The following is a 19,870-nucleotide window of genomic DNA, read 5'->3' on the forward strand; positions in this document are numbered from 1 at the left end:
AGTTCGGGAGCTTGCATCATGCGCCTTTCGTGGATGGTGATCGGCCTGGTTTCGGCCCTGCTCGCAGGCCCCTTGCACGCGGCCGACCCGGCCAAGGCTGCCGTCGCAGAGGACAAGGCCGAGGTGCTCGAGGAAAAAGTGGTGAATGACACACCACCCCCGAAAAAGGCCGAAACCCTCACGCCGGGCGAAGCACAGGCAGTGGACCCGGCCGGCCAGGCGCCACTGGATGACAGCATCACCTGCCTGGCCCGCACCATCTACTGGGAGGCCAAGGGTGCGGACGCCGAAGACATGGCCGCCGTGGCCAACGTCGTGCTCAACCGCCTGGGCCACGATGGCTTCCCGGATACCATCTGCGGCGTGGTCAAGCAGGGTGTGGAAAGCAAGGCCTGCCAGTTCTCCTGGTGGTGCGACGGGCGCCCGGACCAGGTCGAAGAAGCGCAACGCTACGGCATTGCCAAGGAAATCGCGCGCAAGGCGCTCAACCAGCAGTTGAAAGACCGCACCGGGGGTGCCTTGTACTTCCATGACCGCAATGTGCGCCCGGACTGGGCCAAAGCCTACCGCCGGACGGCGCAGACCCGGCATTTTCTGTTCTACAAACCGAACCAGGCGGTGGCGCGCTGATACCCGCCGGGTGCCGGCAAACGGGCTGACCGCTGCGCTTCGATAAGAATGATTACCAACTGTTCGCACTTTTCCGATGATCAGTGGTCTACTCCCTCTTTTGCCGCCAGCAACGAATGCCGGCGTTTTCATTGCTTTGCACGATCCCGGGCCAAAAGCCCCGGGCTTGTGTAGGATGAGCAGCGCAAACCACGACGCTGCCAGTCATAGGGAGATCCACATGCGCGTCCTGTCATCCGTTGCCGCCTTGTCGCTGGGCCTGGTCGTTTCGGCCGGGGCACTGGCTGCCACCGGCGAAGAGGCGCAACTGATCGATTCGATCAATGTCTACCGCAGCAAGGCCCAGCCCTGCGGTGGCGAAGCGTCGTTGGAGCTGCCGCCGCTCAACAGCGATACCCGTCTGGCGCTGTCGCCAGAGGGTACCCGCGACCTGCAGCAGGCCATGACCCGCGCCGCCTACCCGATGGTCAACGTGCAGGCCATCAGCCTGTCGGGGCCGCGTGATGCGCGCTCTGCCATGCATGCCATCGAAGAGAGCTTCTGCCAGGTGGTGCTCGACCCGCAGTTCGTCGATATTGGCGTCAGCCAGGAAGGCCGCGACTGGCGCATCGTGCTGGCCCGGCCGCTGCTCAGTGGCCGCCTGGGCGACTGGCAGGCCGAGGGGCAGAAGGTGCTGCAGGAGATCAACGCCGCGCGCAAGGTGCCGCGCCAATGCGGTGGCCAGCCCTTCGCCGCCGCCCCCGCGCTGAGCTGGAGCACGGTGCTGGCCGGGGTTGCCGCCAACCACACCCGGGCCATGGCCAACCAGAACTTCTTCGACCACATCGACAAGGATGGCCGCACCCCCGGTGACCGGGCAGAGCTGGCCGGCTACCTGTACCAGCAGATCGGCGAAAACATCGCCGCCGGGCGCGACACCGCGCGCAAGGTGGTCGATGGCTGGCTGGATAGCCCGGGGCATTGCGCGACGCTGATGAACCCGGACTTCCGCGAGCTGGGCGCTGCGTATGCAGTGGACCCGAAGAGTGACGCGGGGATTTACTGGACAGGGTTGTTCGGGACGCCGCAATAGGCCGGCTCCCACAGGACTCATTGAAATAGCAGGGACCCTGTGGGAGCGGCTTTAGCCGCGAACACCGGCGGAGCCGGTGCCATGCACCGCGGTGGCTTCTTCGCGGGTAAACCCGCTCCCACAGGGTACGTGGACCGCTTGTGAATTCAGTTCTCTACGTGACAGCGCAGTTCAAGGGCCGTGCAACCAAACCGTCGCCGCACGCACTTGCCCAGGTGACTGGCATCGCCCAGGCCCACTTCATCGGCAATCTGCGCCAGGCTGTGGCTGGAATTGAGCAAGCGCCAGCGCGCCTGTTGCAGGCGCATCTCCAGCCACCAGGCCTTGGCGCTCATGCCGTGGCTGGCGTGAAACTGCCGGTCCAGCTGGCGCCGGCTGATGCCCAGCTCCGCCGCCAGCTGCTCCACCGTCAACGGCGTCCCCAGGTGATGACGCATCAACGCCTGCGCACGCTGCACCTGCCGCCCCTGCCCCGCCCCCAGCTCCAGCGAGCGCAAGGCATGGCGGCTATCGCGGGTTTCATCCACCAGCATGTCGGCCAGGCCCTTGAGCGCCCGGGCCCGCCCGCAGGCGCGTGACAACAGCGCGACGGCCAGGTCGATGGCCGCGGTACCGCCGGCGCAGGTGATGCGGCTACCGTCGATGCAATACAGCTGCTCACTCAGCACCTGCAAATGCGGGAAGGCCGCACGAAATTCGGCTTCGTGGCGCCAGTGCACCACTACCTTGTGCCCCTGCAGCAACCCGCAGGCGGCCAACAGGAAAGCACCGTTGTCGACCCCCACCAGCTTGACGCCAGCCTTGCCGGCCTGCCTGAGCAAGGCCCGGTAGCGAGGCGCCAGCGCGGCAGTGGCCATGGCGTTGCGCCCGCCGAACACCACCAGGTAGTCGAAACTGGCCAGCTCGAGCTGGCCAGCGACGGCCTTGACCTGTACCACCGCGCCGCTGCTCGACGGCACCGGGTCGAGGGTCAGCCCTGCCACGGTCCAGCTGCAGTAGCGCTGCTGGCTGTAGTCCTCGTCGTCGGCGCTGAAACGCAACTTGTCTAGAAAGGCGCCGAACGGCAACAGGGCAAAATCCGGTAACGGCAAGATCAGCAAGCGGATATCGGGCAGCATTGGCATCGCGTCCAGAAACGACCATTCAATGTCCGGATCATACCCTTTCCGGCCAAGGTCGGCGCCATAGACTGACGCCCTCCCCATCAACAAGGCATTCCCCACCATGGCACTCGACACCTGGCTCATCTACCTGCTGGCCAGCATCGGCCTGTCGCTGACCCCGGGCCCCAACAGCCTGCTGGCCCTGACCCACGGCGCCCTGTATGGCGCACGCCGGACGTTGTTCACCATCGTCGGCGGGGTGTTTGGCTTCAGCGCCCTGATCGCCCTGGCCATGTTTGGCCTCAGCGCATTGCTGCAGGCCTCGGCCTCGGTGCTGAGCGTGCTCAAGTGGGTGGGTGGCGCCTATCTGATCTGGCTGGGTATCCAGCTGTGGCGCAGCCCGGGCCTGCACCTGGAACTGACCGCGCAAAGCGCGCGGCTGGGCAATGCCGGCCTGTTCCGCCAAGGCCTGCTGTCGGCCATGGCCAACCCCAAGGTGCTGCTGTTCTACGGTGCTTTCCTGCCACAGTTCATCGACCCGCAGCGTGGGTTGCTGCTGCAGTTCGTGGTGATGGCGGCAACCTTTGCCAGCGTCGAGTTCCTGGTCGAATACCTGTTGGCACGCCTGGCGTTTCGTATCCGGCCATGGCTGGCCAAGGGCGGCAAGGGCTTCAACCGCTGCTGCGGCAGCCTGTTTGCCTTGATTGGTGTGGCGTTGCCGCTTGGGCGGTAACGTCTGATACAGGCGTGTGCAGGTCTTTTTGTGGGAGCGGCCTTGCGTCGCGAAAGGGGTGCGAAGCGCCCCCACGATCTACGCATCACTTCAGAATTGCCGGGGCCGCTTTGCGGCCCTTTCGCGACACAAGGCCGCTCCCACAGGTGACCGCGCTAGCATTCAACCCCGGCGTGCTTTGGCCAGGAAGATGAGCAAGGCCACACCCGGCAACCCCGCCCCCACCAGCGCCACACCCTGCCAGCCAAACTGGCTGAACACCGCACTGGCCACCGCCGAACCCAGCGCCCCACCCAGGAAGATGCTGGTCATGTACACCGCGTTCAGCCGCCCGCGGCTGGCCGGGTCCAGCGCGTACACTTCACGCTGGCCGATGACCATGTTCATCTGCACCGCAAAATCCAGCAGCACGCCGGTCAGGCCCAGGCCGATCACGCTGTAGCCCGGCACCGTCAGCCCCAGCAACAGTGCCGCCGGCGCCAGCAACAACGCCAACAGTGAACCGGCCCGGGCATGCCCGGCATCGGCCAGGCGGCCGGCCATGGGTGCGGCAACGGCGCCCACCGCGCCCACCAGGGCGAATACCGCGATCTGGCTCTGCGACAGACCATGCTCGGTTGCCAGGGCCATCGGCACCGCCGTCCAGTAAAGGCTGAACGCCGCGAACATCAACGCCTGGTACAGCGAGCGCTGGCGCAGCAAGGGATAACGGCGCAGCAGCGTGAGCAGCGACAGCATCAGCCCGGCATAGCTGGCCTTGTGCTCGGGCACCCGCCGCGGCAAGGTCAGGGCCAGCAGCAGGATGATCGCCAGCATTACCCCGGCAGCGCCAATGAACACCGCACGCCAGCCGAAGTAGTCGGCCACCAGGCTGGACAACGGCCGCGCCAGCAGGATACCCAGCAGCAGGCCGCCCATGATGTTGCCGACCACCCGCCCGCGCTGCTGCTCCGGCGCGAGGTGCGCCGCCAGCGGGATGAGCATCTGCACCGCCACGGAACTGAAACCGATCAGCAGTGCATAGCCGAGGAACAGCTGGCCCTGGCCGCTGCTGCTGGTGCCCGCCAGCAGCAGGCTGACGCAGGCCAGCACGGCGGTGGCCACCATCAAGCGGCGGTTTTCCAACAGGTCGGCCAGCGGTACCAGCAACAGCAGGCCCAAGGCATAGCCCAATTGCGTGAGCGAAACGATCAGGCTGGCATGCTCGGGGGACAGCCCCAGGTCCGGGGCGATCAGGCCGACGATGGGTTGGGCATAGTAGATATTGGCGACGATCGCGCCGCAGCAGAACGCCAGCAGGGCGACCAGGGCCCGGCTGAGGCCGGTGACTGCAGGCTGCGCGGCGGCAAGGGAGGGATTCATGCGAGTGTCCTCGACAATGGCTGGAATATGCCGGCCACCTTACCCAGACGCACTCCTGGCGAGAATCCAGCGCTGGCGCAACAGGGCTTTGCGCACTGCGCAACACTAGGTGCTGCGCTGCAGCAAATTCTCGCAAAAGTCGATGAAGGCATTCACCCGCCGCGAACCACGATGGTTGGGCAGGTACAGGGCGTTGATGCTGTCATTGGCCGCGCCGGGGCTGGCCTGCCAATCGGGGAACAGGCGTTGCAGGCGCCCGGCCGCCACATCCTCGTGCACCAGCCAATCGGCCAACAGTGCGATACCGCTCCCCGCCAGTGCGGTTTCGCGCAGCATGTCGGCATTGGCACTGCGCAACGGCCCGCTCACATCCAGTTCCAGACTGTCCTGCCCACGGGCCAGGCGCCAGGGGCGGCCTTTCTGCCCGTAGCGAAAGCGCAGGCAGGCGTGCTCGAGCAGCTGCCGCGGATGCTCCAGCGCGTCATGCCCGGCCAGGTAGCCCGGGCTGGCCACCAGCCAACGCTGGAAGCGACCCAGCTGGCGGCATACCAGCTCGTCATTGGGCGAGGGGTCGCCCAGGCGGATCGACAGGTCGTAGCGCCCGTCAAGCAGGTCATCCAGGCGGTCGCTGAGGTCGATGTCCAGCTCCAGAGCCGGATGTTGCGCCAAAAACGGCCCCAGGTGCGGGGCGATGACCCGCCTGCCGAACTCCACAGGCAAGCACAGGCGCAGCACACCGACAGGCTCCTCGCCCCGATCGGCGACACTGGCATCGGCCTCGTCCAGGGCCTCGAAAATACCCCGCGCGCGCTCGTAATAACGGGCGCCGGCCTCGGTCAGGCTGACCTGGCGGGTGGAGCGATTGAGCAAGGTGGTGCCCAACGCCGCTTCCAGGGCATCGACCAGGCGCGTCACCGACGATGTCGCCAGCCCGAGCCGGCGTGCAGCGGCAGAAAAGCCCTGGGCATCGACGGTGGCCACGAACATCTTCATCGCCAGGAGTTTGTCCATTTGTTGCCCGTCTTCCAAATCCCGGAAAGTTCTTACAAACAGCCGGGCCGGTCAAGAAGCGCGGCGCATGGCAATTGCGTCCATAGTGGAACCACCCCCTTCCAGACGAGGTTTTCCATGATCCCGACCAACCTGCTGACCGCCCTGCCCCCTTGCGACCCAACCAGCGCCGAATGGGTCGACCAACTGCTCAGCCGCCCGGGCGTGCGCGTGGAACGTATCGTCTCCAGCGGCCAGGCCAGCCCACCCGGTTTCTGGTACGACCAGGCCGAAGGCGAATGGATCGTGCTGCTCAGTGGCGCCGCCGGCCTGCGCTTCGAGCACGAGAACCACACCCGCCTGCTGGCGCCGGGCGATTGCCTGGATATCCCGCCGCATTACCGCCACCGCGTGGAATGGACCGCCCCCGGCATTGCCACCATCTGGCTCGCGGTGTTCTACAGCAGCGGCACCCCGTGGCCGGCGTGAATCCGCTAATCGAAAATCGAACGTGGGCTACCCAGCCGACATGAACACCCTGTTTACTGCAATTTTAAGCGCATGATCTAGACTTTTAGCCACACCTTGCAGAGTTCAGCCCTGCGACAATCCGCCCCACAAAATTATGTACCAACTTGTTAATTAGCAAGCTAAGAGATTACACTGCGCGCATTCCACCTGCTGAGATCCCTGGCATGAAAGAAACACCGCGCGCCTCTGGCGCCACAAACCTCATCCTGATCGGCCTGGGCGTGATCATCGCCCTGCTCGGCCTCCTCCTGGCTGCGGGCGGCGTCAAGCTGGCCGGCCTGGGCGGTTCCTGGTACTTCCTGGTCGGCGGCCTGGCCATGGCCATCGCCGGCGTCCTCATCGCTCGCCGCAAACCGGCTGGCGCCTGGCTGTACGCGGCGTTCCTGGTCGGCACTGCCATCTGGGCGCTGATCGACGCTGGCCTGGTGTTCTGGCCGCTGTTCTCGCGCCTGTTCATGTTCGGCGCAATCGGCATGGTGGTGGCGCTGGTCTACCCGCTGCTGGCCCGTGCCAATGGCACCAGCGCCGGCCGCGGTGCCTATGGCGTTGCCGGGGTGATGGCCGTGCTGCTGGTGATCGCCGCCGGCAACATGTTCGTCGCCCACCCAAGCGTCGCCCCCACCGGCAAAGGCCCGGGCATGACCCCGGTCGAGGCCGACAAGGCGCAGAAGGACTGGGCCCACTACGGCAACACCGAAGGTGGCAGCCGCTTCGCCGCGCTGGACCAGATCAACCGCGACAACGTCAACAAGCTGAAAGTGGCCTGGACCTACCACACCGGTGACGTGGCGCTCAGCGACGGCAACGGTGCCGAAGACCAGCTGACCCCGCTGCAGGTCGGCAACAAGGTGTTCATCTGCACCCCGCACAACAACCTGATCGCCCTCGATGCCGACACCGGCAAAGAGCTTTGGAAGAACGCGATCAACGCCCAGTCCAAGGTCTGGCAGCGTTGCCGTGGCATGGCCTACTTCGACGCCACTGCCGCCATCGCCCAGCCGACCCAGCCGAACAGCTCGCCAATCACCGCGGCCAGCGTACCGGCCGGTGCCAACTGCCAGCGTCGCCTGCTGACCAACACCATCGATGGCCGCCTGATTGCCGTCGACGCCGACACCGGCGAGTTCTGCCAGGGCTTCGGCAACAACGGCCAGGTCGACCTCAAGGCCGGCCTGGGCGATGTGCCGGACTCCTACTACCAGCTGTCCTCGGCCCCACTGATGGCCGGTACCACCGTGGTGGTCGGCGGCCGCGTCGCCGACAACGTCCAGACCGACATGCCTGGTGGCGTGATCCGTGGTTTCGACGTGATCACGGGTGAAATGCGCTGGGCCTTCGACCCCGGCAACCCGGAAGATCGCCAGGCGCCGCAGGGCGACAGCACCTATGTGCGCAGCACCCCCAACAGCTGGGCCCCGATGTCCTACGACCCGGCGATGAATACCGTGTTCCTGCCGATGGGCTCGTCGTCCACCGACATCTACGGTGTCGAACGCAGCAAGCTGGACCACACCTATGGCGCTTCGGTACTGGCCCTGGACGCCACCACCGGCAACCAGAAGTGGGTGTTCCAGACCGTGCACAACGACCTGTGGGACTTCGACCTGCCGATGCAGCCAAGCCTGATCGATTTCACCAAGGACGACGGCCAGTCGGTACCTGCAGTGGTAATCGGCACCAAGGCCGGGCAGATCTACGTGCTCGACCGCGCCACCGGCAAGCCGCTGACCCAGGTCGACGAAGTACCGGTCAAGCCAAGCAACATCCCCAACGAGCCGTACTCGCCAACCCAGCCGAAGTCGGTGGGCATGCCACAGATCGGCGCGCAGACCCTGACCGAATCGGACATGTGGGGCGCAACCCCGTACGACCAGCTGCTGTGCCGCATCGACTTCAAGAAAATGCGCTACGACGGCCTGTACACCGCGCCGGGCACCGACCTGTCGCTGAGCTTCCCGGGTTCGCTGGGTGGCATGAACTGGGGCAGCATTTCCACCGACCCGGTACATGGTTTCATCTTCGTCAACGACATGCGCCTGGGCCTGTGGATCCAGATGATCCCGTCGCAGAACAAGGGCGGCGCCGCTTCCGGTGGCGAAGCGCTTAACACCGGCATGGGCGCAGTACCGCTCAAGGGCACCCCGTATGCGGTGAACAAGAACCGCTTCCTGTCGGTGGCCGGCATTCCGTGCCAGGCGCCACCATTCGGCACCCTGACCGCCATCGACATGAAGACCCGCCAGGTGGCGTGGCAGGTACCGGTGGGTACCGTCGAGGACACCGGCCCGCTGGGCATCCGCATGCACCTGCCGATCAAGATCGGCCTGCCGACCCTGGGCGGCACCCTGTCGACCCAGGGTGGCCTGGTGTTCATCGCCGGCACCCAGGACTTCTACCTGCGCGCCTACGACAGCAGCAACGGCAACGAAATCTGGAAGGCTCGCCTGCCAGTGGGCAGCCAGGGCGGCCCGATGACCTACGTCTCGCCGAAGACCGGCAAGCAGTACGTGGTGATCACGGCTGGCGGCGCGCGCCAGTCGACTGACCGTGGCGACTACGTGATTTCTTACGCTCTGCCGTAAGACCGCGTCGCCTTCATCGCCGGCAAGCCAGCTCCCACAGGATCGTGCCACCTGCAAAGGCAGCGCAGACCTGTGGGAGCTGGCTTGCCGGCGATGAGGCCCTGAAAAACAACCAGAGATTCAGCAATGCCATCCGCAATTCGCATCACCCCCACCCTGCTGCTGGCCCTGGCCAGCAGCACCGCCCTGGCCGACGGCGACCTGATGACCCGCAGCACCCTGACCGGTGACTGGGGCGGCCTGCGTCACCAGCTGGAAGAAGACGGCGTCAAGTTCACCGGCGACTACAGCGGCGAAACCGCCTACAACGCCCACGGTGGCCTGCACCGCTCGGCGCGCTACTCGCAAAACCTGAAACTGGGCGTGCAGTTCGACCTGTCGAAACTGTATGGCCTGGACAACGGCGGCAAGGTCCAGCTGACCATCAACGACCGCCGCGGCAACAGCGCCTCGGAAGACCTGGTGGGCAACCGCCTGCCGATCCAGGAAAACTTCGGCGGCCTGTACACCCGCCTGACCGAACTGAGCTACGAGCGCACCCTGTTCACCCCGGCACTCAACGTCAAGCTCGGCTACATGGCCATGGGCAACGACCTCGGCGGCCTGGACAGTGGCATCCTGTGCAACTTCATGAACGCCGGCTTCTGCGGCCACCCGCTTAACATGTCTGGCGGCAGTGGCTGGACCAATTACCCCAATGCCCACCTGGGCGTGCGGGTGAAGTACGACCTGTCGCCGTCCTGGCAGCTGCGTGTGGCGGCGTTCAACGTCGACCCGGAAAGCAACGGCAACTCCAGCCGCGCCTGGCACCTGGGCCCCAAGCACACCACCGGCACCGTGGTACCGGTAGAGCTGGTGTACAAGCTGCAGGGCGAGCTGCCTGGCGAGTACAAACTGGGCTACTACTACGACAGCTCCGATGTGAAGCGCATCGGCAGCGACGAGGAAGTGTCCGGCCGTGGCGGCCACTATCTCCTGGTCGACCAGGCCGTGTGGAACGACCAGGGCTTGCCGGGCCGCAGCCTGCATGCCTTCGGCCAGTACTCGGCGTCGAGCAAGGCCGCCTCGCCGTTCACCAAGTGGTATGGCGCCGGCGTGGTGCTGTACAAGCCGTTCGCAGGCCGCCCGAAGGATACCGTGGCGCTGGGCTATGGCCGTGCCGTGCCCAACCCGCGTAGCCGCGACGTGCTGGAAGATGCCGCGTTCAATGCCGGGCAGCAGTTCCCCGATATCGACAGCGCCGAGCAGTTGATCGAGCTGAGCTATGGCTACCAGGCCACGCCGTGGCTGAACCTGCGCCCGGATGTGCAGTACATCATCGAGCCGGGCGCGTTCTACGGGAAGGACATCGACAACGCGCTGGTGGTTGGCCTGCAGGTCAAGGCTACCTTCTGAAACCTTGATTGGGGCTGCTTTGCAGCCCTTCGCGGGCACGCCCGCTCCCACAGGTACTGCACAGCCCTTGAGACTGACGAGATCCTGTGGGAGCGGGTTCACCCGCGAAGAAGCCAGCGCAATCAACCCTGCCTGAGGTAATCCACCAGCCTCAGCAACATGGCATCACACCCCCGCAACTGCTCGACGCTGACGAACTCATCCGGCTTGTGCCCCTGGTCCATGCTCCCAGGCCCACACACCACAGTCGGGATGCCCGCCTGGTCGAACAGCCCTCCTTCGGTACCAAACGCCACCGTACCGAACTCATCCGAACCACTAAGCAACGCCACCAGGCCAGCCGCCTCGCTATCCGCTGGCGTGGCCAGCCCCGGATACGCACTCAACGGCTGCAGGTGAATGGCGCTGGCCGCATTGACCTTGCGCATGCGCGGCAGCAATTCGGCCTCGGCATAGGTTTGCAACTGGTCGGCCACTGCCTGCGCCTCGAACCCCGGCAAGGCCCGCACTTCGAAATCGAATTCGCATTCTGCCGGCACGATGTTCAGCGCCCTGCCCCCTTTGATCACACCAGTCTGCACAGTGGAGAACGGTGGGTCGAAGCGCTCGTCGTGATGCTCCGGCAACGCCAGGGCATCACCGATATCACCCAGCTTGCCAATCAGCTTCGCCGCATACTCGATGGCATTCACCCCATACGGTGCGTACGCCGAGTGGCAGGCCGCGCCATGTACCTGGCAACGCATCGCCAGTTTGCCCTTGTGCCCCAGCACCGGCTTGAGTTCGGTGGGTTCGCCAATCAGGCACAGCCGTGGCTTGTGCGGGCGCTGATCCAGCGCAGCCAGCATCGAGCGCACCCCCAGGCAGCCGACTTCCTCGTCGTAGGAGAACGCCAGGTGCACCGGCATGCGCAACGGCTGGGCGAGAAACGCCGGTACAGCCGCCAGCACCGAAGCGATGAAGCCCTTCATGTCGGCCGTGCCGCGCCCATACAGGCGCCCGTCGCGCTCACTCAGGGCAAACGGCTCGACTGTCCAGGCCTGGCCGTCCACCGGCACCACATCGGTATGCCCGGACAGCACCACGCCGCCAACGTCCCGGGGGCCGATGGTGGCGAACAAGTTGGCCTTGGTGCCTTCCGGGTTATGGAACAGTTCGCTTTCCACCCCCAGCTCGGCCAGGTAGTCGCGGATGAAGCTGATCAGTTCGAGGTTGGAATCCCGGCTGACGGTGGCAAAGCCGATCAGCCTGGCCAGCAGCGCGCGGCTGGCAAATTCACTCATCGCCCGGCACCCCGTAGCTTGGCGCGGCAGTCGGGTTGAGGGCGCGGGTGACGTAGTCCTGCATCTGCGGCCGATACGCCTGCCACAGGCCATCGAGCACGCCGATCGGGTCGGCCTCGGCCCAGTCCACGCGCAGGTCCACCAGCGGCCAGGTCAGCTCGCCGGCAATCTTCAACGCCGCCGAGTGCACAGGCCCCGCCTCGCCGCCTGCGGCCATCGCCGCGTGCATGGCCGCCAGCAGGCGGTCGGCCAGATGCCCGCCGGCTTGTTCAAAGGCCTGCACCATCGCCTCGATCACCTGGGTCGAGGCCAACAGGTTGCCTGCCGCCGCACATTGCTCACCGGCCACGGCGTGGTGTGTGCCCAGGGCTTCCTTGCCAGTGAACAGCGCCACCTGGCCATGGCTGTCGATCACCGTGAGCTGGCGGTACTCGCTCCAGCCATTGGCGCTCAGCACCCGGTCCAGCGCAGCGGCAGGCGGCAACTGGCCCTGTTCCAGGGCATCGAGAATCTGCGGGCCCAGCGCCGGCAAGGTGATGTTCTGGGTGGCGACCGCACCCACACCGGCACGCACCCAGGGGCAGCGGGCGCCCACGGCGATGCTCGAAGAGCTGATGGCGATACCGACCTGGCCGGTTTCCTGGCAACGACCGATGATGGAAAAAGTCATGTCATGGTTCCTGTTGTGCTGTGCGATACACGGCATTCTGGGTGGAACCTTTCGGCCGGCGAAACGACCTTTTTCCGAGGGTTTGCAGAGGAAAAAACTATGACCACGAAACGTTCCGGAAAAACCCCGGCAAAGCTGCTGCGGGTACCGCTGCAGGCGGCAGCAATCAAGGCCTTCGCCGTTTTATCGGCAAGCCCCAGCTAAATACTATTTTCGCCATTTCCACGGCATCCCTAGTCTGGCCCCAGGCAACGGCGGTCCTCCAAACCGACCTGACAAAAACCGCCTGAACAAGGGCTCGGACATGACACTGAACAACCTCGAAATCGACACCCTCGTCGTCGGCGCCGGCCAGGCCGGCGTGGCCATGAGCGAACACCTGAGCAAGCTTGGCGTGCCGCACCTGGTGCTGGAGCGCAAGCGTATCGCCGAGGCCTGGCGCACCGGCCGCTGGGACTCGCTGGTGGCCAACGGCCCGGTCTGGCACGACCGCTTCCCGGGGCTGGAATTCAACCTCGACGCCGACGCCTTCGCCGGCAAGGACCAGGTGGCCGACTACTTCGAGCAGTACGTACGCAAGTACAACCTGCCCGTACGCACCGGCATCGAAGTGAAGAAAGTGCTGCGCAACAGCGACCGCCCCGGTTTTACCATCGAAACCAATGAAGGCGTGATTCGCGCCAACCGCGTGGTCGCCGCCACTGGCCCGTTCCAGAAACCGGTGATCCCGGCCATCGCGCCGAAAGACAGCAACCTGCACCAGATCCACTCCGCTGCCTATTACAACCCCGAGCAGTTGCCAGAAGGCGCTGTGCTGGTGGTCGGCGCCGGTTCCTCGGGCGTGCAGATCGCCGAAGAACTGATGCGTGCCGGGCGCCAGGTGTACCTCTCGGTCGGTGCCCACGATCGCCCGCCACGCGCTTACCGCAACCGCGACTTCTGCTGGTGGCTGGGCGTGCTGGGTGAGTGGGATGCGGAAATCGCCAAGCCTGGCCGCGAGCACGTGACCATTGCCGTCAGTGGCGCCCGTGGCGGCCACACCGTGGACTTCCGCGCCCTCGCCCACCAGGGCATGACCCTGGTCGGCCTGACCCAGTCGTTCGAGAACGGCGTGGCGCGCTTCCAGGACAACCTGGTCGAGAACATCAACCGCGGCGACGAAAACTACCTGGCCCTGCTGGATGCCGCCGATGCCTACATCGAACGCAACGGCCTGGACCTGCCGGAAGAGCCCGAAGCCCGCAAACGCCTGGCCGACCCGGAGTGCATGCGCAACCCGCTGCAGCAACTGGACCTGGCCAAGGCCGGCGTTACCAGCATCATCTGGGCCACCGGTTACGGTGTCGACTTCAGCTGGCTGCAGGTAGACACCTTCGACGCCAACGGCAAGCCCCAGCACCAACGCGGCGTGGCCCGCGAGCCGGGTGTGTACTTCCTTGGCCTGCCCTGGCTGTCGCGCCGTGGCTCGTCGTTCATCTGGGGCGTGTGGCACGACGCCAAGCACGTCGCCGGCCACATCGCCACGCAACGCACCTATACCGCCTACCGCGACCGCGAACAACGCGCAGCGGACGAGCAGCAACAACCCAAGATCAGCAACGTCAGCACCCTCGGAGCCCACTGATGCCTACCCATACTCGCATCCGCATGTTCAACACCAAGGTCACCTACCCCAACCAGACCCTGGACAACGACCTGTGCCAGGCGGTACGCGCCGGCAACACCATCTACGTGCGCGGCCAGGTCGGCACCGACTTCGAAGGCAACCTGGTGGGCCTGGGTGACCCACGGGCGCAGGCCGAGCAGGCGATGAAGAACGTCAAGCAACTGCTCGAAGAAGCCGGCTCGGACCTGTCGCACATCGTCAAGACCACCACCTACATCACCGACCCGCGCTTCCGCGAGCCGGTGTACAAGGAGGTAGGCAAGTGGCTCAAGGGCGTGTTCCCGATTTCTACCGGGCTGGTGGTGGCTGGGTTGGCCCAGGCCGAGTGGCTGATGGAGATCGATGTGATCGCCGTGGTGCCTGATTCGGTCTGACCGATCGGTCCAACCTGTAGGAGCGGCCTTGTGTCGCGAAAGGGCTGCAAAGCAGCCCCGGCAATTTCAACTGTTGCGCATCAATCCTGGGGCCGCGTTGCGGCCCTTTCGCGACACAAGGCCGCTCCTACAGGGAGCGCGCCAGCTTTTGAAATGGGCTAGAAACCCACTGTCGCCGACAGCAGGAAGGCCCTGCGGTGGCCGCAGAACCAAGCGGTTTGTTACCTGTCAGGCAATCGCCGCATCCACCAGCACCTGCGCTTCCTGCACCAGGCGCTGCAGGTGCGCCTCGTCGATGAAGCTTTCGGCGTAGATCTTGTAGATGTCCTCGGTGCCCGAAGGGCGTGCGGCGAACCAGCCATTGGCGGTCATCACCTTCAGCCCACCGATCGCCTGGCCGTTGCCCGGTGCATGGCTGAGGATCTGCACGATCGGCTCACCCGCCAGCTCGGTCGACTTCACCTGCTCCGGCGCCAGCTTGCTCAGCAAAGCCTTTTGCCGGGCATCGGCCTTGGCTTCGACACGGGTGGCAAACGGCTTGCCCAGCGCCTCGGTCAGGTCGGCGTAGGCCTGGCTCGGGTTGCGCCCGGTGCGGGCAGTCATCTCGGCAGCCAGCAAGGCCGGGATCAGCCCGTCCTTGTCGGTGGCCCAGACCGAGCCATCGCGGCGCAGGAACGAAGCCCCCGCGCTTTCCTCGCCACCAAAGCCCAACGTGCCGTCGAACAGGCCCTGGGCGAAGAACTTGAAGCCCACCGGCACTTCGTACAGCTCACGGCCCAGGCGCTGGGTGACGCGGTCGATCAGGCCGCTGGAGACCACGGTCTTGCCGACGGCGGCATCGCTGCGCCATTGCGGGCGGTGGCGGTACAGGTAGTCGATGGCCACGGCCAGGTAGTTGTTCGGCTGCAGCAGGCCATCGGGGGTGACGATGCCATGGCGGTCGTGGTCCGGGTCGCAGGCGAAGGCCACGTCGAAACGTTCGCGCAGGCCGATCAGGCCCTGCATGGCATAGGGCGAGGACGGGTCCATGCGGATCTGGCCGTCCCAGTCGACGGTCATGAAGCGGAAGGTCGGGTCGACCTCGGTGTTCACCACTTCCAGGTCCAACTGGTAATGCTCGGCAATCGCCGACCAGTAGCGCACCCCTGCCCCGCCCAGCGGGTCGACGCCCAGGCGCAGCTTGGCGCCGTGAATGACGTCGAAGTCGATGACGTTTTCCAGGTCGGCCACGTAGTTGCTCACGTAGTCGTGGCGCTGGGTGGTGGAGGCCTGCAGCGCCTGGGCATGGTCCATGCGCTTGACGCCCGCCAGGTCAGCGGCCAGCAGTTCGTTGGCCTTGGCCTCGATCCACTTGGTCACGTCGCTGTCGGCCGGGCCGCCATTGGGCGGGTTGTATTTGAAGCCACCACTCTGCGGCGGGTTGTGCGACGGGGTGATGACGATGCCGTCGGCCAGGCCCTGCTGGCGGCCACGGTTATGGCAGAGGATGGCATGGGAAACAGCCGGCGTCGGCGTGTATTCGTCGTCCTTGGACAGCATTACCTGCACGCCATTGGCCGCCAGCACTTCCAGGGCGCTGGCAGTAGCCGGTGCCGACAGTGCGTGGGTGTCGGCGCCGATGAACAGCGGACCATCGATGCCCTTCTCCTGGCGATACAGGCAAATGGCCTGGGTAATGGCCAGGACGTGGTACTCGTTGAAACTCAATTCAAGCGAAGTGCCCCGGTGCCCCGAGGTGCCGAAGGCCACCCGCTGGGCCGCCACGGCAGCGTCGGGGCGGCCGGTGTAGTAGGCGGTGAGCAGTCGGGGAATATCGACCAGCACGCTGGCCGGAGCCGGCTTGCCTGCCAAAGGACTGAGCGTCATGCAGAAACCTCGAGTTCAACGGATGTTGGTGTTGGAGCGTGCAGTTTACTGAGAGTTGCAATGCCGCGCGATGGGCGGCAGCAAAGAAACATCAGGCCACGCAGCCCGCTTTTTGTAGGAGCGGCCTTGTGTCGCGATAGGGGTGCGAAGCGCCCCCAGGATCTTCGCGCCTCCAGGAATTGTCGGGGCCGCTTTGCGGCCCTTTCGCGACACAAGGCCGCTCCTACATGGACCGCGCATGCCGCTCATCTGCCTCATGACGGTCTAGAGTAGAAGCCATGCACCCCGCAAAAGAGGCCCCATGGCTTTCCACCGCCTGACCCACACCCACCCGCGCCTGAGCATCGCCACTGTGGTCGGCCTGCTCGGCGCCTGGCTGATCCCTGCCGGCGACAGCGTTCAGCACATCCTCGCCGGCTGGAACCTTGGCGTGTGGCTATACCTGCTGCTGGTGCTCTACCTGAGCTGGAGCGCCAATGCGGAAAAGGTACGCAAGATCGCCCGCGTCGAAGACGAAAACGCCGGCCTGGTCCTGCTTACCGTGTGCATCGCCGCCATCGCCAGCCTCGCCGCCGTCACCTTGCAACTGGTATCCAGCCGTGGCCTGCAAGGCACGGCGCTGGCCCTGCACTACCTCTATACCGGCCTGACCGTGGCCGGCTCCTGGCTGCTGATCGGCTGCATTTTCAGCCTGCACTACGCGCGGCTGTTCTATACCGGACAAAACCACGAACCGCCGCTGCGCTTCACCGATGGCGAACGCAACCCCGATTACTGGGACTTTCACTACTTCTCGTTCACCATCAGCATGGCCGTGCAAACCTCCGATGTGGGCGTTGCCGGGCGGGACCTGCGGCGGGTGGTGCTGGCGCATTCGCTGGTGGGGTTCGTTTTCAATACCGCGATCCTGGGGTTCACCATCAACATCGCTGCCGGGCTGCTCGGCTGATCGCACCGCTCGTCCGAAAACATCGTGCGGGAATGTCGATCAAAGTGGCAGAACCTGGCGGGTTATCTGCCGTCAACGTGCCGGGAAAACGTTTGCCTTGCGGCCCTGCGCCAAATGCCCTGCATGACAAGGATGTGACCGCTGTCATGCATTAGCACATTTGTCGTATTTGCAGCCGAGAATACTCCGTGACAGGTGCTATGGTTACTTTCCCGGCGGCCGCATCGATGTGGCCACCCGCTCACCACGTCCAGGTACGGACAAGGAGGCTGGCATGAACAAGATGACGTTCCCCAACGCCTGCCAGGTGATGCGCTGGCATTTCCACCCGCTGGGCTTCGAAGCCAGCATGGATGCGCCGCGCAGCATGGTCGCGCGGCTGTTCGACCGCGCCACCGGCGAAACCCTGCTGGCGATTGCCGGCATCCCCTGCTCGGCGATCATGGCCGCCGCCGATGTAGAGCGCATCATCGAGGCCGTCGAGGCGGAGATGGATACCTTCATGCCCGCCTTCCCCCTGCGCGACGCGGTCTAGCCCGCTGCGGTACTTTCCTGGCGCATGGCCTGCAACTTGCCCATGAACTGCTCGGCCGGCACCGGCTGGCCCAGCAGGTAGCCTTGCAGCGAATCGCAGCCCAAGCGGGTCAGGAAGTCCTGCTGCCTGTCAGTCTCGACTCCTTCGGCGACGATGCGCAGGCCCAGCGCCTGGCCCAGCGCCACAATTGCCGAAACGATCGCCGCATCGTCGCTGTCCTGCTCCAGGTCGCGCACGAAACCGCGGTCGATCTTCAGCTCGTTGGCCGGCAGGCGCTTGAGGTACATCAGGCTGGAATAGCCGGTGCCAAAGTCATCGATGGACAGGTCCACGCCCATGTCGGACAGCCGCTGCAGCACCGTCAGGCTGGCATCGGCGTCGTGCATGGCGGTGGTTTCGGTAATTTCCAGGGTCAGGCAGTTGGCCGGCAGGCTGTTCTGCTGCAGGGCCCGGGCCACGCTCTCGACCAGCCCGGCATGGCAGAACTGGATGGCCGACAGGTTCACCGCCATGCGCCAGCCGTGGTGCCCCTGGTCCAGCCACTGGCGCATCTGCCGGCAGGCCTCGATGAGCACCCATTCGCCAATGGGAATGATCAGGCCGGTCTTTTCCGCCAGGCCGATGAAACGGTCGGGCAGCAACAGGCCCTGCTGCGGGTGCTCCCAGCGCAGCAAGGCCTCGGCACCGATCGGCTGGCAATTCTGAGCGTCGAACTTGGGCTGGTAGTGCAGGCGGAACTGACGCTGCTCCAGGGCCTGGCGCAGGTCCTGCAGTAGCTGCAATTGCTGGCGGGCGTTGCTGTTCATCGACACGTCGAAGAAGCTGTAGCCATTCTTGCCGGCGCTCTTGGCGTGGTACATGGCGGCGTCGGCATTGCGCAACAGCTCGTGCTGGTCCTGGCCATTGCCCGGGTACAGGACGATGCCCAGGCTCGCTGTCAGCTGCAGGTCATGCTCGGCCACGCGGAACGGCCGTGATACCAGGTTGACCTGCTTGACCGCCACATCCATGGCATCGTTCGGCTCGCGCAGCTGCACCAGCAGCACGAATTCGTCGCCGCCGATGCGCGCCAACGTGTCCTGGCTGTGCAGGTGCCCGCGCAGGCGTGTCGCCACCGCCTTGAGCAGCAAGTCGCCGACGTGGTGGCCGAAGGCATCGTTGACGGGCTTGAAACCGTCCAGGTCGATGAACATCAGGGCAAAGCAGCCGCCCTGCTCCGCTACCTTGGCGATGGCCTGCTCGATGCGGTCGGCCAGCAAAGTACGGTTGGGCAGGTCGGTGAGGGTGTCGTGCAGGGCCAGCTGGGTCAGTTCCTGGTTGGCCAGGGTCAGCGAACGGGCCAGCTCGGCGGTGCGTGCCTCCAGGCGGGCGTCCAGCACCGAGGTGAGCAAGGCCACCGCCAGTACCGCCAGGGTGGTGATCAGCACCAGGTAGACCAGGCCGTCGCCTTGCAGGCCTCCCCCGGCCAGCGCACCGCAGAAGCTGCCTTCAGGGAAATTCGCCGCGGCCATGCCGGTGTAGTGCATGCCGACGATGGCAAAGCCCATCACCACCGCCGCCAGGCCGCGAATCTGCCGCACATAAGGGGTGTGCGCGCGCAGACGGAAGGCGATCCACAACGCCGCTGCCGAGGCGCCCACGGCAATCAGCAGCGAGGCCCCGAACAGCGTCGGGTCATAGTCGATGCCCGGCAGCATGCGCAGCGCGGCCATGCCGGTGTAGTGCATGCAGGCGATGCCGGCGCCCATGATCAGCGCGCCAAGCGCCAGCTGCTGCCACGGCAGGCTCGGCTGGCTGACCAGCCACAAGGCAAAGCCCGAGGACAACACGGCAATCAGCAGCGAGAACGCGGTCAGGGCAAGGTCGTAGCCCAGATCGATGGGTAGGCTGAAGGCGAGCATGCCGATGAAGTGCATCGACCACACGCCGATGCCCATGGCCAGCGCGCCACCCCCCATCCACAGGCAGGCAGCCCGGCCTTTGGCCGTGGCGATGCGGCCGGTCAGGTCAAGGGCGGTATAGGACGCCAGGATTGCCACGCACAGCGAAATCAACACCAGCGAAGAGGAGTAGCTACCGGTCAGCATTGGGAGTTCCAGCGACGGGACGGGAGGCCCGGAAAAAGCTGA

Annotated in this window: 17 protein-coding genes; 10 read left to right on the forward strand and 7 right to left on the reverse strand. The window is 65.4% G+C overall.

Annotated features, from left to right (window positions below):
• Positions 1 to 18: 18 nt before the first annotated feature.
• Positions 19 to 630, forward strand: coding sequence for a cell wall hydrolase (locus CAG00_RS25485; RefSeq protein WP_075045013.1), 612 nt, complete (start codon positions 19 to 21; stop codon positions 628 to 630).
• A gap of 220 nt (positions 631 to 850) precedes the next feature.
• Positions 851 to 1,702, forward strand: coding sequence for a CAP domain-containing protein (locus tag CAG00_RS25490; RefSeq protein WP_085665629.1), 852 nt, complete (start codon positions 851 to 853; stop codon positions 1,700 to 1,702).
• Between the two features lie 146 nt (positions 1,703 to 1,848).
• On the opposite strand, the gene CAG00_RS25495 is transcribed toward CAG00_RS25490, so the two are convergent.
• Positions 1,849 to 2,820 carry a GlxA family transcriptional regulator gene (locus tag CAG00_RS25495; protein ID WP_085665630.1) on the reverse strand — a complete coding sequence of 324 codons (972 nt, stop codon included), beginning with the start codon at positions 2,818 to 2,820 and terminating at the stop codon, positions 1,849 to 1,851.
• A 106-nt stretch (positions 2,821 to 2,926) separates the two neighbouring features.
• Here CAG00_RS25495 and CAG00_RS25500 point away from each other — a divergent pair, with 106 nt between their 5' ends.
• Entirely contained in the window at positions 2,927 to 3,538 is a 612-nt protein-coding gene (locus CAG00_RS25500) for a LysE family translocator (RefSeq protein ID WP_075045011.1), read from the forward strand.
• Positions 3,539 to 3,700: 162 nt separating this feature from the next.
• Here CAG00_RS25500 and CAG00_RS25505 read toward each other — a convergent pair whose 3' ends face one another.
• Positions 3,701 to 4,900, reverse strand: coding sequence for an MFS transporter (locus CAG00_RS25505; RefSeq protein WP_085665631.1), 1,200 nt, complete (start codon positions 4,898 to 4,900; stop codon positions 3,701 to 3,703).
• Positions 4,901 to 5,005: 105 nt separating this feature from the next.
• Positions 5,006 to 5,911 (reverse strand): LysR family transcriptional regulator, encoded by a 906-nt coding sequence (locus CAG00_RS25510; RefSeq protein ID WP_085665632.1) that lies wholly within the window; start codon positions 5,909 to 5,911, stop codon positions 5,006 to 5,008.
• 117 nt (positions 5,912 to 6,028) lie between these two features.
• On the opposite strand from CAG00_RS25510, the gene CAG00_RS25515 reads away from it, so the two are divergent.
• From CAG00_RS25515 to CAG00_RS25525, 3 genes are all read left to right on the forward strand, one after another.
• Positions 6,029 to 6,379, forward strand: a complete 351-nt coding sequence (locus CAG00_RS25515; protein ID WP_085617017.1) for a cupin — start codon at positions 6,029 to 6,031, stop codon at positions 6,377 to 6,379.
• Positions 6,380 to 6,585: 206 nt separating this feature from the next.
• Positions 6,586 to 9,003, forward strand: a complete 2,418-nt coding sequence (locus tag CAG00_RS25520) for a glucose/quinate/shikimate family membrane-bound PQQ-dependent dehydrogenase (RefSeq protein WP_085665633.1) — start codon at positions 6,586 to 6,588, stop codon at positions 9,001 to 9,003.
• Positions 9,004 to 9,129: 126 nt separating this feature from the next.
• On the forward strand, positions 9,130 to 10,398 hold the full coding sequence (locus tag CAG00_RS25525; RefSeq protein WP_085665634.1) for a carbohydrate porin: 1,269 nt from the start codon (positions 9,130 to 9,132) through the stop codon (positions 10,396 to 10,398).
• Between the two features lie 122 nt (positions 10,399 to 10,520).
• Here CAG00_RS25525 and argE read toward each other — a convergent pair whose 3' ends face one another.
• A complete protein-coding gene (gene argE / locus CAG00_RS25530) occupies positions 10,521 to 11,681 on the reverse strand; it encodes an acetylornithine deacetylase (RefSeq protein ID WP_085665635.1) in 1,161 nt (386 codons plus the stop codon).
• Positions 11,674 to 12,351, reverse strand: a complete 678-nt coding sequence (locus tag CAG00_RS25535; protein ID WP_013972966.1) for a DUF1028 domain-containing protein — start codon at positions 12,349 to 12,351, stop codon at positions 11,674 to 11,676. Before CAG00_RS25535 ends, argE begins: the two co-directional genes overlap by 8 nt.
• Before the next feature lie 304 nt (positions 12,352 to 12,655).
• On the opposite strand from CAG00_RS25535, the gene CAG00_RS25540 reads away from it, so the two are divergent.
• Both CAG00_RS25540 and CAG00_RS25545 read left to right on the forward strand, forming a co-directional pair.
• Positions 12,656 to 13,975, forward strand: a complete 1,320-nt coding sequence (locus CAG00_RS25540) for an NAD(P)/FAD-dependent oxidoreductase (RefSeq protein ID WP_025338852.1) — start codon at positions 12,656 to 12,658, stop codon at positions 13,973 to 13,975.
• The gene (locus CAG00_RS25545; protein ID WP_025338851.1) at positions 13,975 to 14,391 is read left to right on the forward strand and encodes a RidA family protein; all 417 of its coding nucleotides are present in this window, start codon (positions 13,975 to 13,977) and stop codon (positions 14,389 to 14,391) included. The genes CAG00_RS25540 and CAG00_RS25545 overlap by 1 nt, the downstream gene beginning before the upstream one ends.
• Before the next feature lie 228 nt (positions 14,392 to 14,619).
• Here CAG00_RS25545 and pgm read toward each other — a convergent pair whose 3' ends face one another.
• Positions 14,620 to 16,257 (reverse strand): phosphoglucomutase (alpha-D-glucose-1,6-bisphosphate-dependent), encoded by a 1,638-nt coding sequence (pgm, locus tag CAG00_RS25550; RefSeq protein ID WP_085665636.1) that lies wholly within the window; start codon positions 16,255 to 16,257, stop codon positions 14,620 to 14,622.
• Between the two features lie 301 nt (positions 16,258 to 16,558).
• On the opposite strand from pgm, the gene CAG00_RS25555 reads away from it, so the two are divergent.
• Complete coding sequence (locus CAG00_RS25555; protein WP_085665637.1) at positions 16,559 to 17,206, forward strand: DUF1345 domain-containing protein; 648 nt, start codon at positions 16,559 to 16,561, stop codon at positions 17,204 to 17,206.
• 274 nt (positions 17,207 to 17,480) lie between these two features.
• Positions 17,481 to 17,741, forward strand: coding sequence for a DUF1652 domain-containing protein (locus tag CAG00_RS25560; protein WP_085665638.1), 261 nt, complete (start codon positions 17,481 to 17,483; stop codon positions 17,739 to 17,741).
• On the opposite strand, the gene CAG00_RS25565 is transcribed toward CAG00_RS25560, so the two are convergent.
• On the reverse strand, positions 17,738 to 19,828 hold the full coding sequence (locus CAG00_RS25565) for a bifunctional diguanylate cyclase/phosphodiesterase (protein WP_085665639.1): 2,091 nt from the start codon (positions 19,826 to 19,828) through the stop codon (positions 17,738 to 17,740). The genes CAG00_RS25560 and CAG00_RS25565 overlap by 4 nt on opposite strands.
• Between the last annotated feature and the right edge of the window lie 42 nt (positions 19,829 to 19,870).

Source organism: Pseudomonas sp. B5(2017), assembly GCF_002112825.1.
GTDB classification, from domain to species: domain Bacteria; phylum Pseudomonadota; class Gammaproteobacteria; order Pseudomonadales; family Pseudomonadaceae; genus Aquipseudomonas; species Aquipseudomonas putida_Z.

Excerpts from the sequence above, each read along its gene's own strand:
- CAG00_RS25485 (WP_075045013.1), top strand. The coding sequence starts at position 19 with ATGCGCCTTTCGTGGATGGTGATCGGCCTGGTTTCGGCCCTGCTCGCA.
- CAG00_RS25490 (WP_085665629.1), top strand. The coding sequence starts at position 851 with ATGCGCGTCCTGTCATCCGTTGCCGCCTTGTCGCTGGGCCTGGTCGTT.
- CAG00_RS25495 (WP_085665630.1), bottom strand. The coding sequence starts at position 2,820 with ATGCTGCCCGATATCCGCTTGCTGATCTTGCCGTTACCGGATTTTGCC.
- CAG00_RS25500 (WP_075045011.1), top strand. The coding sequence starts at position 2,927 with ATGGCACTCGACACCTGGCTCATCTACCTGCTGGCCAGCATCGGCCTG.
- CAG00_RS25505 (WP_085665631.1), bottom strand. The coding sequence starts at position 4,900 with ATGAATCCCTCCCTTGCCGCCGCGCAGCCTGCAGTCACCGGCCTCAGC.
- CAG00_RS25510 (WP_085665632.1), bottom strand. The coding sequence starts at position 5,911 with ATGGACAAACTCCTGGCGATGAAGATGTTCGTGGCCACCGTCGATGCC.
- CAG00_RS25515 (WP_085617017.1), top strand. The coding sequence starts at position 6,029 with ATGATCCCGACCAACCTGCTGACCGCCCTGCCCCCTTGCGACCCAACC.
- CAG00_RS25520 (WP_085665633.1), top strand. The coding sequence starts at position 6,586 with ATGAAAGAAACACCGCGCGCCTCTGGCGCCACAAACCTCATCCTGATC.
- CAG00_RS25525 (WP_085665634.1), top strand. The coding sequence starts at position 9,130 with ATGCCATCCGCAATTCGCATCACCCCCACCCTGCTGCTGGCCCTGGCC.
- argE (WP_085665635.1), bottom strand. The coding sequence starts at position 11,681 with ATGAGTGAATTTGCCAGCCGCGCGCTGCTGGCCAGGCTGATCGGCTTT.
- CAG00_RS25535 (WP_013972966.1), bottom strand. The coding sequence starts at position 12,351 with ATGACTTTTTCCATCATCGGTCGTTGCCAGGAAACCGGCCAGGTCGGT.
- CAG00_RS25540 (WP_025338852.1), top strand. The coding sequence starts at position 12,656 with ATGACACTGAACAACCTCGAAATCGACACCCTCGTCGTCGGCGCCGGC.
- CAG00_RS25545 (WP_025338851.1), top strand. The coding sequence starts at position 13,975 with ATGCCTACCCATACTCGCATCCGCATGTTCAACACCAAGGTCACCTAC.
- pgm (WP_085665636.1), bottom strand. The coding sequence starts at position 16,257 with ATGACGCTCAGTCCTTTGGCAGGCAAGCCGGCTCCGGCCAGCGTGCTG.
- CAG00_RS25555 (WP_085665637.1), top strand. The coding sequence starts at position 16,559 with ATGGCTTTCCACCGCCTGACCCACACCCACCCGCGCCTGAGCATCGCC.
- CAG00_RS25560 (WP_085665638.1), top strand. The coding sequence starts at position 17,481 with ATGAACAAGATGACGTTCCCCAACGCCTGCCAGGTGATGCGCTGGCAT.
- CAG00_RS25565 (WP_085665639.1), bottom strand. The coding sequence starts at position 19,828 with ATGCTGACCGGTAGCTACTCCTCTTCGCTGGTGTTGATTTCGCTGTGC.